We start from the raw sequence: 13,562 nt of genomic DNA, 5'->3' as shown, positions 1-13,562 counted from the left end.
AATGGCTCGCACATCTACGGGGGTGTTCACCCATTGAGACCTGATCGAGGGAGCCATGAAGCGCGACAAGAATTTCACATGGAGCCGTGCCGACGCCGCACGCGCTGATTTCAGCGGATTGAAGGTTGCTATTGTCGGCGGAACGGGCGGCATCGGCCGCGCCTTCAGCCGTTTGCTGGCCTCGCGCGGCGCCAGCGTCATTGTCGTCGGCCAGAGCTTTCGCGACACCGACGTGCCCGGCATCGAGTTCATCAAGGCTGACCTGAGCCTGATGCGCGAGGCTCAGCGCGTCGCCCACCTGTTGCCCGCGGAGGAGCTTGACCTCGTCATTTTCACGACCGGGATCATGGCCGGGCCGATGCGTGAAATCACCGCGGAGAACATCGAGCGCGACATGGCGATCAGCTATCTGAGCCGGCTGGCGATCGTGCGCGAGATCGGCCCGCGTCTTGGAAAACGCCGGGCTGCCGGTCAGATGAAGCCGCGCGTCTTCATCATGGGCTTTCCCGGCAACGGCCAGGCCGGGAATCTCGACGACCTCAATTCGGAGAAGTCCTATGGCCGCTGGGCCGCACATATGAACACCGTCGCCGGCAATGAGGCACTCGTGCTCGACGGCGTAAAGCGTTACCCGAATGCGAGCTTCTTCGGGCTGAACCCCGGCTTCATCAAGAGCAACATCCGCAGCAATCTGTTCGGCGGAAAGACGCTTCTGTATCGCTTCATCGAGTGGATGACCGGTCTCATGGCGTTCAGTGCGGAAAACTATGCCGAGCGCCTGGCGCCGCTCCTGGTCTCTCCGGATCTCGAAGCGCATAGCGGCGTGATGTTCGACCGCAAGGGACAGGCGGTCCTGCCGTCACCGGAGCTGACGGACGGCAGTTACGTGGCGGCGTTCATTGCCGCCTCGGAAGCGTTGGTGTCGCGGACGAACCGTCGCATCGCATCCTAGCGATTGCTTTCTTTCAAAATCAGGAGAGCCAAATGAGTTACGAAAAGTTCAGTGCCGGGAATGCCGCGATGCTCCTGATCGACCATCAGGTCGGCACCATGAGCTGGGTGAAATCCATTCCGCTCGAAGAGCTGAAGCGCAATACGTTGTTGCTGGCGAAAACGGCGCGAATCCTGAAGCTGCCGGTGGTGCTCACCTCCAGCATGGAGGATCACGCGCAAGGTCCGCTGCTGAGCGAGCTCGGCCAGATATTGCCCGACGCGTTTGCCGCCCGCATCAGGCGTGTCGGCATCGTCAACGCCATGGACGATGAGAATTTCGCGGCTGCGGTCAAGGCTACGGGACGCAAGAAGCTGATCATCGCTGGTGTCACCAACGATGTGTGCACGGTGTTTCCGGCGCTCAGTCTGGTGCGCGAAGGTTTCGAGGTGCAGGTTGTCGCCGATGCCGGCGGCTCGCCAAGCCGAATCGGCGACGGCATGGCGCTGCGCCGGATGGAGCATGGCGGCGTCACGCTCACCAGCACCAATCAACTGGTCGCAGAATTGGTCGGCAACTGGACCACGCCGGAAGGAACGCAAGTGGTGCAGGTGGTGATGGAGGCGCTGCAGGCCTGAGCAAGGCTGGCCGAGGCCTTACGGATCGAGCTCGGTGTCCCAATAAAGATAATCCAGCCAGCTATCGTGCAGATAGTTTGGCGGAAACAGCCGGCCGTTGCGGTGGAGCTGGTGCACCGTCGGCGCGAATGGCGCCTGCCGCGGAAACATCTTGGCCTGCTGCGGCGTCAGATTGCCCTTGCGCAGATTGCACGGCGAGCAGGCCGCGACGACATTTTCCCAGGTGGTCTGGCCGCCTTTGCTGCGCGGGATGATGTGGTCGAAGGTCAGGTCGTCATGCGCATGACAATACTGGCAGACGAAGCGGTCGCGCAGGAAGACGTTGAAGCGGGTGAAGGCGGGATGCGTGGTCGGCTTGACGAAGGATTTTAGCGACACCACGCTCGGGAGCTGCATCTCGAAAGTCGGGCTGTGCACCGCGCGGTCGTAATGCTCGACGATATTGACGCGTTCGAGGAACACCGCCTTGATCGCGTCCTGCCACGACCAGAGAGACAGCGGATAGTAGCTCAGCGGCCGGAAGTCCGCGTTCAGCACCAGTACCGGCCAACCGCCCTGCGAGACATGTGCGTTCAAGTAACGCTCCTGACCCCCATGTTAGCTGCGAAGCAGCATGTGCCCTGCATACTACAGGCAGCGTGACGGGATTGTGAAGAGCGTTCCGGGACTTATCCGACGCCGTCACCGTTCCGCCCCGATTTGCATCGGGGCCGTGAAGACCGCTAAATCGCGACCTACGGGCATTGTTCAGCGCTGGCGGACCCCCAGAAATGGTCACCCCTTCACGTTATCTTGAGGCTCCGCGCCGGTTGCGGGCGTTTGTTCGCGCCCATGAGACGAGCCTGGTGGTCCTGGCAGCGATGATCGGAACCATTGGCGGCCTGGTGGTGCTGGTGATGAGCGTGGCGGTGGCTGCCCTGCACGCGCTGCTGTTCAACATCAGCATGACGGAGCGGCTTTCCAGCCAGCCTGATATCGAGACGCTGCGCGCCGTAGTGGTTCCAAGTCTCGGCGGCTTGGTGCTGGGCGCAGCCCTCCTGCTGTTGCTGCGCTGGCGGCCCGCGCGCGAGATCGATCCGATCGAAGCCAACGCCCTGCATGGCGGGCGGATGTCGTTTCGCGGCAGTGTCATCGTGGCCCTGCAGACCACCTGGTCCAGCGGGTTTGGGGCATCGGTCGGCCTTGAAGCAGGATATACACAGCTTGCGAGCGGCCTTGCCGCTTCGTTCGGCCGCGGATTTCACCTGCGCCGCGTCGACCAGCGCATCATGGTCGGTTGCGGGGCGGCGGCTGCGATCTCCGGTGCGTTCGGCGCCCCGCTCGCCGGCGCCTTCTATGCCTTCGAGCTTGTGATCGGAGGCTATACGCCGGCGAGCCTCGCGCCGGTCGGCGTCGCCGCCGTGGCGGGTTACTTCGTCACCCATGGATTTGCGGCGCTGTCGCTCGGCATCAGCATCGGCCCGGTCGGGGACGTGGTCGGGCGCGATCTTGCCGTTGCCGCGCTGCTCGGGGTCTGGCCGCGCTGTTTGGCATCCTCATCATGCGCGGCGTGGCATTGTGCGAAACGGGGCTTGCGAAGATCCGCCTCTGGCCGCCGCTTCGCCCGGCACTCGGCGGCCTCGCGGTCGGTCTGCTTGCGCTGGTGACACCGCAGGTGATGTCTTCGGGTCACGGCGCGCTGCATTTTTCGGGCCTCGTATCGATGCCATTGCAGATCATCGCCGGCGTCTTCGTCCTGAAAGCGCTGGCCTCGATTGTCTCGCTCGGCTCCGGCTTCCGCGGCGGATTATTCTTCGCCACGCTGTTCATGGGCGCGCTTGGCGGCCGCCTGTTCGCCGGCGGCGTCGATCTGGTCTGGCCGGGTCTCGGCCTCGATCCGAATGTCTATGCGGTGATCGGCATGAGCGCGCTGTCGGCGTCGGTGATTGGCGGTCCCTTGACGATGTCGTTCATCGCGCTGGAATCGACCGGCAATCTCTGGCTGACCACGGCGGTGCTGGTCGCGGTCATCATCTCGACCATGATCACGCGGGAACTGTTCGGCTACTCCTTCGCCACCTGGCGATTTCATCTGCGCGGCGAAACCATCCGCAGCGCTGCCGATGTCGGCTGGATCCGCGATCTCACGGTCCAACGCCTGATGCGGCCGGATGTCGCCACGGTCGACGCCGGTATCGGGATCGAGGACTTCAGGGCGAAATTTCCGCTGGGGTCGAAGACGCAGGTCGTCGCGGTCGATGCTGCGGGGCGCTATGTCGGGCTGGCGGTGGTGGCCGAAGCGCACGCACCTGACATCGATGCCGCCCACGGCCTCCTTGGCATCCTGCATCATCGGGAGGTTGTACTGCACCCGGTCATGAACATTCAGGAAGCCATCACGGTCTTCGACGCCGCCGAAGCGGAATCGCTGGCGGTCGTCGAGGCCGATGGCGAACACCGGCCTGTCGGGATTCTCACGGAGGCCCATGCCATGAGGCGCTACGCAGAAGAATCCGACAAACGCAGGCGCGAGGCGATCGGCGAGGTCTGAGCGCCATGGCGCTCAAGCGACGCGCCACGCGGGTGTCTACGGTTTGGCAGCGCTGGTAACGAGCTTCAGGCCCAGACCGAACATGACCGCGCCGGCCGCGCGATCGACCCAGGATTTGTACGACAGATAGGCCCGTTGCGGCCCTGCCGACGAGAAGAGAACGGCGACGAGCGCATACCAGGCGGACTCCACGAAAAACACCGCCGCAAGCAGCGCGGCGGCGAACCCCATAGAGAAGGATGCCGGGAGGAAAGCCGCGAACACGCTCGCATAGACGATGGCCGTCTTCGGGTTGCTGACTTGCGTGGTGAAGCCCAACCAGAACGCGCGCAGCGGCCGGGAGCCGTTCTCGCTGCCGCCAGCGACCATCGCAACAGGCTGCCGCGCCGATCTGAAGATCAGAAAGCCGAGGTAGCAAAGATACAGACCGCCCAGCACTTTGAGCACCGCATAGAGCGCCGGTACGGCCAGCAGGACGCTCTGCAACCCGAGCAGCGCCGCCGCGCCGAACAAGGCGCCGCCTGCGCCCATGCCCAGTGCCGTGGCAAGCGCCCGGATTCGGCTGGAGGCGACAGCCACGCGCGCCACCATCACGAAGCTGGGTCCGGGGCTGATCACGCCCACGCTGAGCCCGGCGACGATGCTGGCGAGCACGGCAAGTTCTTGCATCTGGCAATTCTCCGGGTTGGCTATGTAACGCTACTACTCTGTGTGCGGCGGAGCTTCAACCGCCCAGCTCGGATCGGCGCCGAACGGGTGATCCATGAAGAACACCCACGTGCCGTCGGGCAGCCGGCGGTGCACTTCCATGCCGTGGTGATGCACTTCGGTCGGCTTGCCCCGTTCATCGGTACCCTTGATCAGCCATTGTGAACGCGTCATGGCGAAATCGCCGGAGACCGTGGTGTGATGCGTCACGACATCCATATGCGGCTTCAAGCCGACATAGGCCGCCATCGTCTTGCGGATGCCGTCGGCGCCGCGCGCGACGGTGCTGCCGCCATGGACCTCGTCGACCTGAACGATCGAGGCGTCGGGGTGGTACATCGCCGCCGCCGCGTCAACGTCCTGCGCGTTGAACGCGCGCGCCAGCCAGAGATTGCAAAGTTCCGGGGATGGAGCGCCCATGTCTCGGACTCCCTTGTCGAAGGTTGATTGATCGCCGTCATGAGGTTGCGGTTTCACGCCTCGCTGTAACGCCGGAATGCTGTCGTTCCTGTTCCTCATCTCGCTTCTGTTGCTCGAGATAACGTCTGGCAGAACGGAAAGCACATTGGAATTCCGCCAGCGTCACTTGCGAAACTGCAAGCCCTTCCTAGCTGTGCAGCCATGGAGGATTGGAACGAGCCCCAACTCGTGTTGGCGGTGCACCGCGCAAGCAGCCTCACCGGCGCCGCCAAAGCGCTGGATATCGATCACTCGACCGCGTTTCGGCGCCTGAATGCCCTTGAAACGCGGCTCGGCGTTCGCCTGTTCGAGCGCCATCCGGGCGGCGCGTACCAGGCGACGCCGGCGGGTGAGCGGATGGCGGCAGCGGCCGAGCGGATGGAAGACGAGGCGCTCGCCATCGGCCGCGACATTGCCGGTCGCGATCACCGTCTCTCCGGCCGCCTGCGCGTCACCTCCTCGGAGACGCTGGCCTATCGAAAGCTGACCGGCCATCTCGCAGCATTCCGGCAAATCCATCCCGGCATCGTCGTCGAACTCGTGATCGACAACCGCGTTCTCAACCTCTCGCGCCGCGAAGCCGACATCGCGCTTCGCCCGATGCGGCCGAAGGAGGGCGACCTCTGGGGCCGCAAGCTCGCCGATGTCGCATGGACCGTCTACGGCGCGACCAGCTATCTCGATGAAAGGGGCGGGGGCGTGTCATCTCCCGAAGATCTCGCCCGTCACGCCCTGATCGGATGGGAAGAAGCCGCTGTGGGCATCATGGCGGCCGATTGGCTCAATCGAACGATGCCGGGCGACGCCTTCGTCTACCGGACCAACAGCCTCGTCAATCAGTTCATTGCCGCGAAGGCCGGCATCGGTCTGGCACTGCTTCCCTGCTATCTCGGCGACGAGGATGGCGATCTCGCCCGCGCGCTGCCGGAGCCGGTGGCGGATCTGGTCGGCGAATTGTGGATCGTTACCCATGCCGATCTGAAGAAGACGGCGCGCGTGCGTGCCTTCTTCGATCTTGTCGGCGAGGGCCTCGCCCGCGAGCACAGGCTGTTTGACGGGCGAGGCCGTTCCCGCCTTTCACCGGTCTAGATCTTCTCCAGCTTCTGCAGGCAGCGCGTCGCGCCAACTTCCGGCGGCATCGGCGTATCCGGAAAGCTGGTCTTCCAGTCGGTGACGCCGACTTCGCCGATATAGATATCGCCTTTCGAATCCAGTGCGATGCCGTGGGGCGCGAGGAATTTGCCGGCCTCCAGCCCCGGGCCGTTCTCGCCGCCGAGCCGGGCGATGCGCTTGCCTTTGGAATCGACGATCGAAAGCCTCGGGCCGAGGTTGGGCACCTTGCGATTGACCGCCATGCCGGGACCGAGTTCGCCGACGATGAAATTCGGCTGCTTGCCGCCGCAGCAGCACAGCGCGCATGGCCGGTGCAGAAAATTCCACTGCGTCTCGTATTTGCCGTTGCCGTCGAACACCTGCACGCGGTGGTTCTCGCGGTCGGCGACATAGACCCAGCCATCGGAATCGGTTGCGATGTTGTGGACGATGTTGAACTGGCCGGGATCGGTGCCGGGCTCGCCCCAGCTCTTCAGGAGCTTGCCGTCAGGCGAATATTTGTGGACGCGGGCATTGCCGTAACCGTCGGAGACGTAGATTTCGCCCTTCGGCGATAGCGCGGTGTGGGTGCAGCGGTGAAACGGCTCGCCGCTCATGAACGGCGCCGGCTTGTTCGGGATGCCGATGGTCAGCAGCACCTTGCCCTCGGTCGTGCACTTGCGCACGGTGTGATCGCCGTCGTCGGTGCAATAGAGATTGTCGTCGGCATCGATGTGCAGGCCGTGGGCGCGATTGAACAGGCCTTCGCCCCAGCTCGTGATGAAGTTACCCTCGCGGTCCAGCATCACCATCGGATGGTCGCCGCGGTTGAAGACGTAGATGCGGTCCTTGCTGTCGACGGCGACGGAGGCGACGTCGGTCAGGCGCCAGCCGTCCGGCAGCTTCGCCCAGTTTTCCACCACACGGTAACGGTGCTCGCCCGAGCCGAGAATTGCCGGCATGCGTTTCTCCCCATCTGATGTTTGTTGACCGGGAGTGTTGCAGAGACCTGTCCGAAGCACGAGAGGGATTTGCGCATGGCACATCTCCAGGACAAAGCGTTTTCGAGCGAAGTGGATTCCGGTTCGCGTGAAGAAAACGCGTCAAAACAAAAGACTAGCTGCCCATATCCTCCGCCGCGATGAAGCAAACTGCCGCGAGCGCCGCGATACGTAACGTCAGCCGCAGCGTCAGGTCGATGGCGGGCGCCGGGCTCACCACGGAGTTGGATGCCGCCTGTCGCAGCTTCCTCCCCAAGCTTCCTTCCGATGGCTTCGAATATTGCGGCAAATTTAGTTGGGAAGAAAGCGAGGCAGGATAAGATCGGACATTTCATCCGGCTGATCCAGGGAAAGCGGCTGTTTCGGCAGGGCTATGGATCGGGCGGTATCGCGGCGAGTAAGGCAGCAGTTCCGAGGTGATCCCATGCGCACCATCGCCCTTGTCCTCGCTCCGGCCATCGTGCTTGCAGCGCTCGCGGCGGCGGGGGCCGCCGAGACGGCCGCGCCGCCTCCGGTCAAGATTGCGGTGTTTCCGTTTGAACTGGAGGATTTCAGCGCCGGGGCCACCTACGTTCCGCCTGACGACATCGACCGCGAGCAATTGCGGCTTTCGACGGAGGAAGCGCGTCGGCTGATCGCGGCATCGGGGCGCTACCAACTGGTCGACGTCAGCGCTGTGAACGACGAGGCGGCGAAAGCAGGCAAGTTGCGGGAGTGCGACGGCTGTGACGCCAGGATCGCCGCGGGCCTTGGCGCCGATCAGTCGATGATCGGAATCGTCACCCGCATCACCCGGACGGAATACGCCGTGACCTACAGGATTCGCGATGCCCGGTCTGGGGCGCTCGTGGATGTCAAGCAGACCGATCTGCGCATGGGCGCCAACGTGGCCTGGAGCCGCGGGGCGCGCTGGCTGATCGAGCGCCGCCTGCTGGAGCAGTGAATAGCGCAGCCGAAAGGAATCATTTGCAATGGAAAAGCTGATGAAGTTGCGGATCATTAGCCTCGCTTTGGCTGCTGCTATTGTCTCCGCCTGTCCTGTCCGGCACGGCCATGCGCAGGCGCCGACGCTCGTGCTCGCCGTCGCCGAAATCTATTATGTCGACACCTCGGGTGAGGTGATCGACCAAAGCGCCGACCATCGCCGGCGGCTGCGTGAATTCGAAGCCGCGTTGCGCAGCGATCTGGCAGCGAGCGGAAAGATAGCGAATGCAGCGCTTGAATGTCCGCTAAACGCCTGCTCGGTGGGCGACATCCATGACGGTCAACTGCTGGGCAAGGCGAAGGAGGCCGGCGCCACCCATCTATTGATTGGCCGCTTTCACAAGATGAGCACGCTGGTACAGCAGGCGAAATTCGACGTCATCGACGTGAAAGCGCGGAAAGTCGTGTTCGCTCGCTACATCAGCTTCCGCGGCGATAACGACGCGGCCTGGCAGCGGGCGGAATCCTTCCTTGCCCGGCAAATCCTCGATCACGGCGAATGGTGAGCGTCAGCGCGGCAACAATCCTTCCTCGATCGCCTTGATCTGCAGCGCCAGATGCTTCGAGCCGATGCGGCATTGCGCCAGGCCGCCGGCGATCAGCCAGAGGCCCGGTTGGCCCGTGCGCGTGTACATATTGCGCAGTTCCTGTTCCTCGCCAAAGCCCCAGATGGTGCCGACGCGAGCGGCCACCGTCTCGCCGAACAGTTTTCGAACCAGCTCTTCCTGACGCTTGTAGCCGGTCGCCAGCACAACGAGATCGGCGGCGACGGTCTCGCCGTCCTTCATCTTTGCGCCAGCGGTCGTGAAGGTGGCGAGTTCGGCGAACTGCTTCAGCGCGATGTCGCCTTTGACGATCAGATCGGAGCAGCCAACATTGAAATAATAGCCGCCGCCGCGGGTAAGGTATTTGAATTGCCAACCGGTATTGTCTTCGCCGAAATCGAGCTTGAAGCCGACGCGCTCAAGGCCGTCGAGCAGTTCCTGATCGAGCGCCCTGGATTTTTCCGCCGTGAGCGCATGGCTCCTGCGCGCGAGCTTCAGCGGCATCGAGGTCGCGATCAGGTCGTTATCCTCCAGCGTGCCTTCATTGTACGGCGCGTAGACCAGTTGCGCTGACGGCTCGATGCTGACGACCAGTGTGGAGGAACGCTGGAACAGCGTCACCTCGGCGCCGCTGGAATGCAGATCCTGCGCGATATCATGGCCGCTATTGCCGGTGCCGATCACGATGGCGCGCTTGCCCTTCCAGTTCTCGCCGTCGTCATACTGGCTGGAGTGCATCACCTTGCCGGCGAAATCCTTCAGTCCCGCGATATCGGGCACGCTCGGGATGCCGCTGACGCCGGTCGCCAGCACGACATGGCGCGGATGCATGATGCGCTTGCCGCCGTCAGCCTGGCGCAGCGTCACTGTCCAGCGGCCTTGCTTCTCATCGTAGCTGCCACCCTCGAATTCGGTCCCGGTCCAGAAATTCAGCTCCATGGCCTCGACATAGGCTTCGAACCAGTTGGCGAGCTTGTCCTTTGGAATGTAGGTCGGCCAGTTCGGCGGGAAGTGCAGATAGGGCAGGTGGTTGACCTGCACCTGGTTGTGCAGCGTCAGCGCGTGATATCGCTTGCGCCAATTGTCGCCGATGCGCTTTTCGCGATCGACGATCAGCGTGTCGACGTTCAACTGCTTCAAGCGCGCGGCGATCGAGAGCCCGGATTGGCCGCCGCCGATCACGAGCACGGTGGGATCGCGATCGGCATAGTCGGCCGAGACCTTGCGCAGATCGAGCCAGTTCGGCCCGCGGAAATCGCGCGAATAGGCGTTGCCGCGCGGGCGATTGACGCCGAGCTGTTCCTCAAACCCCTTGAGCTCGCCGAGCTCGGTCAGCAGCGTCCAGGCTTTCAGCCGGTTGCCGTCGTCCGCATCCGGGATCAGGCGGATGATGCCGCTGCCGCGTCCGACCTTGGTTTCAAACTTGAAGATCGCCTCAATGGCGTTGGTGCCCGCGCGCATCACCTTGCGCGGCGCAGCGCGGCCTGAGGCGATGGCAAAGCCGCTGGGAGCCATGTTGCGAGCCAGCGGCGGCAGCGCCTTCAGTATCGCATCCCTGCCGTTCAGCGTCTGGATGTTCCAGCTCAGCGCCAGCACGTCACGCCAATAGCTGTCAGGATGAAACAGCTGATACAGCAGGGCTTCGTCGGGCTTTGCGAGCGCTTCCTCGAACTGCGCAAGCCAAGTGTCGGCGGCTACCGAACTGTCGTCCGTCCTGTCGAGCATGGGCGCTTCCCATCACCGGCCGTCTTCGCGGCGTTTCGTGTCGGCAAAGCCTATACCCATTTGAGGCCGAGCAGGAAGGGCGGGAGGAGATGCCGCCTATTCCAAGAGAGATAGGATCAGCCCCTGATCCGGCGGCACGCGGCCGTTGAGGGTGTCGAGATAGGCGCGCTGAACCGCCGCAGGCCCACGGTGCTCGATCACTTTCACCCATTGGTCGAGCCTCGGGACAAAGCCTGACCATGCGGCGCCAAACCGCATGTCGACGCCGCCCGGTCCCCATTCCTTGGCGCGCTTGCGGATTTGGTCCGGGGCGAAGAAAAACTGGGGCTTGGCACCCGGCAGGACCTGCGCCGCGTCATCGGGCGATGACTTGCGATGCGTGAGGCCAATGATGCCGCTGTATTTCATCTGCTCGCCGAAGTGCTGGTGCAGCGCCGCGCGCAACGGCGTGTTGCCGGCCATGTCGACATAGGCGACCGCGGAATTCGTCGGCAGCGAGGTTATGCTGTCGTAGGTTACGACCTCGTCGTAGCAGCCGAGCGATTTGACGAAGGACGTATTGCCCGCCGAGGTCAGGCCGATCACCTTGATGCCGTTTCCCCTCGCATGCAGCAGATGCGCAAGCCCGTAGGCGGTCTTGCTGGAAGCCGAGGACAGCATCACGCCTTTGGCGCCGTAGAATTCATTTTCGGCGAGAAAGTCATCGACCAGGAAGGACAGCATGAACAGCGGCCGCAGCAGCGCCTGATAGTCGCCCTGCTTGCCAACAAACGGCGGATCGCCGCTGACACGCCTATAGGCATTATAGACCGGCGCCACCCCTTGCCGGTGCGCGGCGGCGTCGCGTAGCCAAATCTTGGAGACATCGGCGGCCTCGATGACGAGATGCGTCGCCATTGGGAAATAGCCGAACAGTGTCTCGCCTGCGGCAATGCCCGGATGCTTTGAAGCGATCACTTCGCCGAGCCCCCACACCGGAACGTTGCCGAATCCTCCGGGCGCCGGAAACAATTGCCAATATTTGAGATGATCGCCCATCACGGCATAGGTGATATTATTGGCGGTGAAGGCAAAGCGCGTCACCCTCACCAGCAGCGCCTCGTCAGGCAGCGCGGCCGCATCTGGCAGTTGCGTTTCGATCACCTTGCATTGCTGCAGATCGTTGCGGGCGACGACGAAGTCGGTGGCGTGCATGAGTTCGCTCCCTGCGCTTCACATGCAGCAATCTTTGCGCCGACCGATGACCGTTTTGCAACAGCAATGATGTTTAAAACGCTGTTCGGATCAGGTACGGGAATGCCTCCACCGTCATTGCGAGCGAAGCGAAGCAATCCACTCTCCGCACGGGGAGAGATGGATTGCTTCGTCGCTTCGCTCCTCGCAATGACGCGGAGGGTACGAAGCGTGGCCTCTCACACAATCGCGCGCAATTTGCCTTCAGTATAAAGATCCCGCAGCTTGCGCTTGAAAATCTTGCCGGTGGCTTCGCGCGGCATGGCGTCCATGAACACAATATCCTTCGGCACCTTGAAGTTCGCCAGCTTGCCGCGCAGAAACTCCTGCACCATGGCCGGGGAGAGCTTCGCATCCGCCTCCGGCTCGATGCAGGCGAACAGCCGCTCGCCGAATTCGTCGTCGGGGACACCGAACACGGCGCAGTCGCGCACGCCGTCCATGCCGATCAGCGCGTTCTCGATCTCCGCCGGATAGATGTTGACACCGCCTGATATCACCATGTCGCGCTTGCGGTCGCACAGAAACAGGTAGCCGTCCTTGTCGAGATAGCCGACGTCGCCGACGCTGACGAGCCCTTCGCGGCCGGCTTCGGCCCGCGCCTCGGCCTTGCCGTGATAGTCGAAATCCGGGACGGACACTTGCCGCATGAAGATTTCGCCGGGTTCATCGACGTCGCAGAGCGAGCCGTCGGGCCGGAAGATTTTGACGATGCCGCCCTCGATGGCGCGGCCGACGGTGCCGGGTTTTGCCAGCGCCTCCTTAGCGGAATGCCACACCGGAATGCCGGTTTCGGTCGAGCCGAAATATTCGTTGATGACCGGCCCCCACCAATCGATCATGGCGCGCTTGACCTGCGGCGGGCAGGGCGCCGCACCGTGTACGATGAAGCGCAGCGATGACAGATCGTAACGCTGCCTGATTTCATCCGGCAGCCGCAGCAGGCGGACGAACATCGTCGGCACCATATGCATGTGGGTGACGCGGTGGCGCTCGATCAGTTGCAGCATGTCCTCGGGATCAAAGCGCGGCTCGAGCACAATGGTGCAGCCGCTGCGGAACGCCAGCATGCCGTAGGAATTCGGCGCCGAATGGTACATCGGACCGTTCATCAGGATGATCTGGTCCTCGTTCGGCTTGACGCCATAGGCAATGCCGCCGACGCGGGCGGACGCCGCGACCTGCTCCGGCGCCATCGGCTTGCGCCGGACGCCCTTGGGCAGGCCTGTCGTGCCTGAGGTATAGAACATCGGCGCGCTGCCGATCGGCGGTTCCTGCGACGGCGCATGCGTGTCGCGCCAGCGGTCCCAATCGGTCATGCCGTCGGGGACTTGCGTCAGCGCAGGCGCGACGTTGAACGCTGCGGCGATTTCAGGCGGCGTCGCCACAACGAGAAGCCTGATATCGGCGGGCAGGCCGTCCCTGATCTGCGGCAGCACGTCAGCATGGCAGACCAGGATTTTGGCGCCGCTATCGGCCAGGATGTAGGCGACTTCCTCGGCCTTCAGATGCCAGTTGATCGGCACCACCGGGCTGCCCAGCGCGGCCGCCGCGCCGGAGACCTCGAAGAACGCAAAATCGTTGCGCAGCATCATGCCGACGGGCGTGCCGCCGCTGATGCCGAGCGCCCGAAAGCCCGTCGCCGCCCGCGCGATGCGGGCGTGGATTTCGGGATAGCTGATCTGGCGTTCGCCGCCGATGATCATGGCAGACTTC

General features: G+C 63.4%; 13 protein-coding genes and 1 pseudogene. 6 read left to right on the top strand and 8 right to left on the bottom strand.

The window, feature by feature from the left end:
• Positions 1-55: 55 nt before the first annotated feature.
• Positions 56-952 carry an SDR family NAD(P)-dependent oxidoreductase gene (locus tag LMTR21_RS34625; RefSeq protein WP_065752002.1) on the top strand — a complete coding sequence of 299 codons (897 nt, stop codon included), beginning with the start codon at positions 56-58 and terminating at the stop codon, positions 950-952.
• Between the two features lie 32 nt (positions 953-984).
• Complete coding sequence (locus LMTR21_RS34620) at positions 985-1,569, top strand: isochorismatase family protein (protein ID WP_065752001.1); 585 nt, start codon at positions 985-987, stop codon at positions 1,567-1,569.
• Between the two features lie 18 nt (positions 1,570-1,587).
• On the opposite strand, the gene LMTR21_RS34615 is transcribed toward LMTR21_RS34620, so the two are convergent.
• The gene (locus tag LMTR21_RS34615) at positions 1,588-2,145 is read right to left on the bottom strand and encodes an HNH endonuclease (protein WP_057858692.1); all 558 of its coding nucleotides are present in this window, start codon (positions 2,143-2,145) and stop codon (positions 1,588-1,590) included.
• A 194-nt stretch (positions 2,146-2,339) separates the two neighbouring features.
• Here LMTR21_RS34615 and LMTR21_RS34610 point away from each other — a divergent pair.
• A pseudogene (locus LMTR21_RS34610) lies at positions 2,340-4,099 on the top strand (chloride channel protein).
• Between the two features lie 36 nt (positions 4,100-4,135).
• Here the strand turns inward: LMTR21_RS34610 and LMTR21_RS34605 are convergent.
• Both LMTR21_RS34605 and LMTR21_RS34600 read right to left on the bottom strand, forming a co-directional pair.
• Positions 4,136-4,768: a LysE family translocator gene (locus tag LMTR21_RS34605; protein ID WP_065751999.1), complete on the bottom strand. Its 633-nt coding sequence runs from the start codon at positions 4,766-4,768 to the stop codon at positions 4,136-4,138.
• 33 nt (positions 4,769-4,801) lie between these two features.
• Positions 4,802-5,227 carry a YybH family protein gene (locus LMTR21_RS34600; RefSeq protein ID WP_065751998.1) on the bottom strand — a complete coding sequence of 142 codons (426 nt, stop codon included), beginning with the start codon at positions 5,225-5,227 and terminating at the stop codon, positions 4,802-4,804.
• A 201-nt stretch (positions 5,228-5,428) separates the two neighbouring features.
• Here LMTR21_RS34600 and LMTR21_RS34595 point away from each other — a divergent pair, with 201 nt between their 5' ends.
• Positions 5,429-6,355, top strand: a complete 927-nt coding sequence (locus LMTR21_RS34595) for a LysR family transcriptional regulator (protein WP_065751997.1) — start codon at positions 5,429-5,431, stop codon at positions 6,353-6,355.
• On the opposite strand, the gene LMTR21_RS34590 is transcribed toward LMTR21_RS34595, so the two are convergent.
• The gene (locus LMTR21_RS34590) at positions 6,352-7,320 is read right to left on the bottom strand and encodes a peptidyl-alpha-hydroxyglycine alpha-amidating lyase family protein (protein WP_065751996.1); all 969 of its coding nucleotides are present in this window, start codon (positions 7,318-7,320) and stop codon (positions 6,352-6,354) included. The two genes, LMTR21_RS34595 and LMTR21_RS34590, sit on opposite strands and share 4 nt — an antisense overlap.
• 154 nt (positions 7,321-7,474) lie before the next feature.
• Positions 7,475-7,615 carry a hypothetical protein gene (locus tag LMTR21_RS40460; RefSeq protein ID WP_187399263.1) on the bottom strand — a complete coding sequence of 47 codons (141 nt, stop codon included), beginning with the start codon at positions 7,613-7,615 and terminating at the stop codon, positions 7,475-7,477.
• Positions 7,616-7,783: 168 nt separating this feature from the next.
• On the opposite strand from LMTR21_RS40460, the gene LMTR21_RS34585 reads away from it, so the two are divergent.
• Together LMTR21_RS34585 and LMTR21_RS34580 are read left to right on the top strand one after the other, a co-directional pair.
• Positions 7,784-8,302: a DUF3280 domain-containing protein gene (locus tag LMTR21_RS34585; RefSeq protein WP_065751995.1), complete on the top strand. Its 519-nt coding sequence runs from the start codon at positions 7,784-7,786 to the stop codon at positions 8,300-8,302.
• 28 nt (positions 8,303-8,330) lie between these two features.
• Positions 8,331-8,849 carry a DUF2380 domain-containing protein gene (locus LMTR21_RS34580; RefSeq protein WP_084030514.1) on the top strand — a complete coding sequence of 173 codons (519 nt, stop codon included), beginning with the start codon at positions 8,331-8,333 and terminating at the stop codon, positions 8,847-8,849.
• A gap of 3 nt (positions 8,850-8,852) precedes the next feature.
• Here the strand turns inward: LMTR21_RS34580 and LMTR21_RS34575 are convergent, their stop codons facing one another.
• From LMTR21_RS34575 to LMTR21_RS34565, 3 genes are all read right to left on the bottom strand, one after another.
• The gene (locus LMTR21_RS34575) at positions 8,853-10,613 is read right to left on the bottom strand and encodes a flavin-containing monooxygenase (RefSeq protein WP_065751994.1); all 1,761 of its coding nucleotides are present in this window, start codon (positions 10,611-10,613) and stop codon (positions 8,853-8,855) included.
• Positions 10,614-10,709: 96 nt separating this feature from the next.
• Positions 10,710-11,807: a DUF2855 family protein gene (locus LMTR21_RS34570; protein WP_065751993.1), complete on the bottom strand. Its 1,098-nt coding sequence runs from the start codon at positions 11,805-11,807 to the stop codon at positions 10,710-10,712.
• A 218-nt stretch (positions 11,808-12,025) separates the two neighbouring features.
• Positions 12,026-13,552: an acyl-CoA synthetase gene (locus LMTR21_RS34565; protein ID WP_065751992.1), complete on the bottom strand. Its 1,527-nt coding sequence runs from the start codon at positions 13,550-13,552 to the stop codon at positions 12,026-12,028.
• Positions 13,553-13,562 lie beyond the last annotated feature (10 nt).

Source organism: Bradyrhizobium paxllaeri, assembly GCF_001693515.2.
Classification (GTDB): Bacteria; Pseudomonadota; Alphaproteobacteria; order Rhizobiales; family Xanthobacteraceae; genus Bradyrhizobium; species Bradyrhizobium paxllaeri.
This window is presented reverse-complemented; position numbering and strand designations above follow the sequence as displayed.

Bases quoted from the DNA above. Each gene is read 5' to 3' on its own strand.
- LMTR21_RS34625 (WP_065752002.1), top strand. From the start codon at position 56: ATGAAGCGCGACAAGAATTTCACATGGAGCCGTGCCGACGCCGCACGC.
- LMTR21_RS34620 (WP_065752001.1), top strand. From the start codon at position 985: ATGAGTTACGAAAAGTTCAGTGCCGGGAATGCCGCGATGCTCCTGATC.
- LMTR21_RS34605 (WP_065751999.1), bottom strand. From the start codon at position 4,768: ATGCAAGAACTTGCCGTGCTCGCCAGCATCGTCGCCGGGCTCAGCGTG.
- LMTR21_RS34600 (WP_065751998.1), bottom strand. From the start codon at position 5,227: ATGGGCGCTCCATCCCCGGAACTTTGCAATCTCTGGCTGGCGCGCGCG.
- LMTR21_RS34595 (WP_065751997.1), top strand. From the start codon at position 5,429: ATGGAGGATTGGAACGAGCCCCAACTCGTGTTGGCGGTGCACCGCGCA.
- LMTR21_RS34590 (WP_065751996.1), bottom strand. From the start codon at position 7,320: ATGCCGGCAATTCTCGGCTCGGGCGAGCACCGTTACCGTGTGGTGGAA.
- LMTR21_RS34585 (WP_065751995.1), top strand. From the start codon at position 7,784: ATGCGCACCATCGCCCTTGTCCTCGCTCCGGCCATCGTGCTTGCAGCG.
- LMTR21_RS34580 (WP_084030514.1), top strand. From the start codon at position 8,331: ATGGAAAAGCTGATGAAGTTGCGGATCATTAGCCTCGCTTTGGCTGCT.
- LMTR21_RS34575 (WP_065751994.1), bottom strand. From the start codon at position 10,613: ATGCTCGACAGGACGGACGACAGTTCGGTAGCCGCCGACACTTGGCTT.
- LMTR21_RS34570 (WP_065751993.1), bottom strand. From the start codon at position 11,807: ATGCACGCCACCGACTTCGTCGTCGCCCGCAACGATCTGCAGCAATGC.
- LMTR21_RS34565 (WP_065751992.1), bottom strand. From the start codon at position 13,552: ATGATCATCGGCGGCGAACGCCAGATCAGCTATCCCGAAATCCACGCC.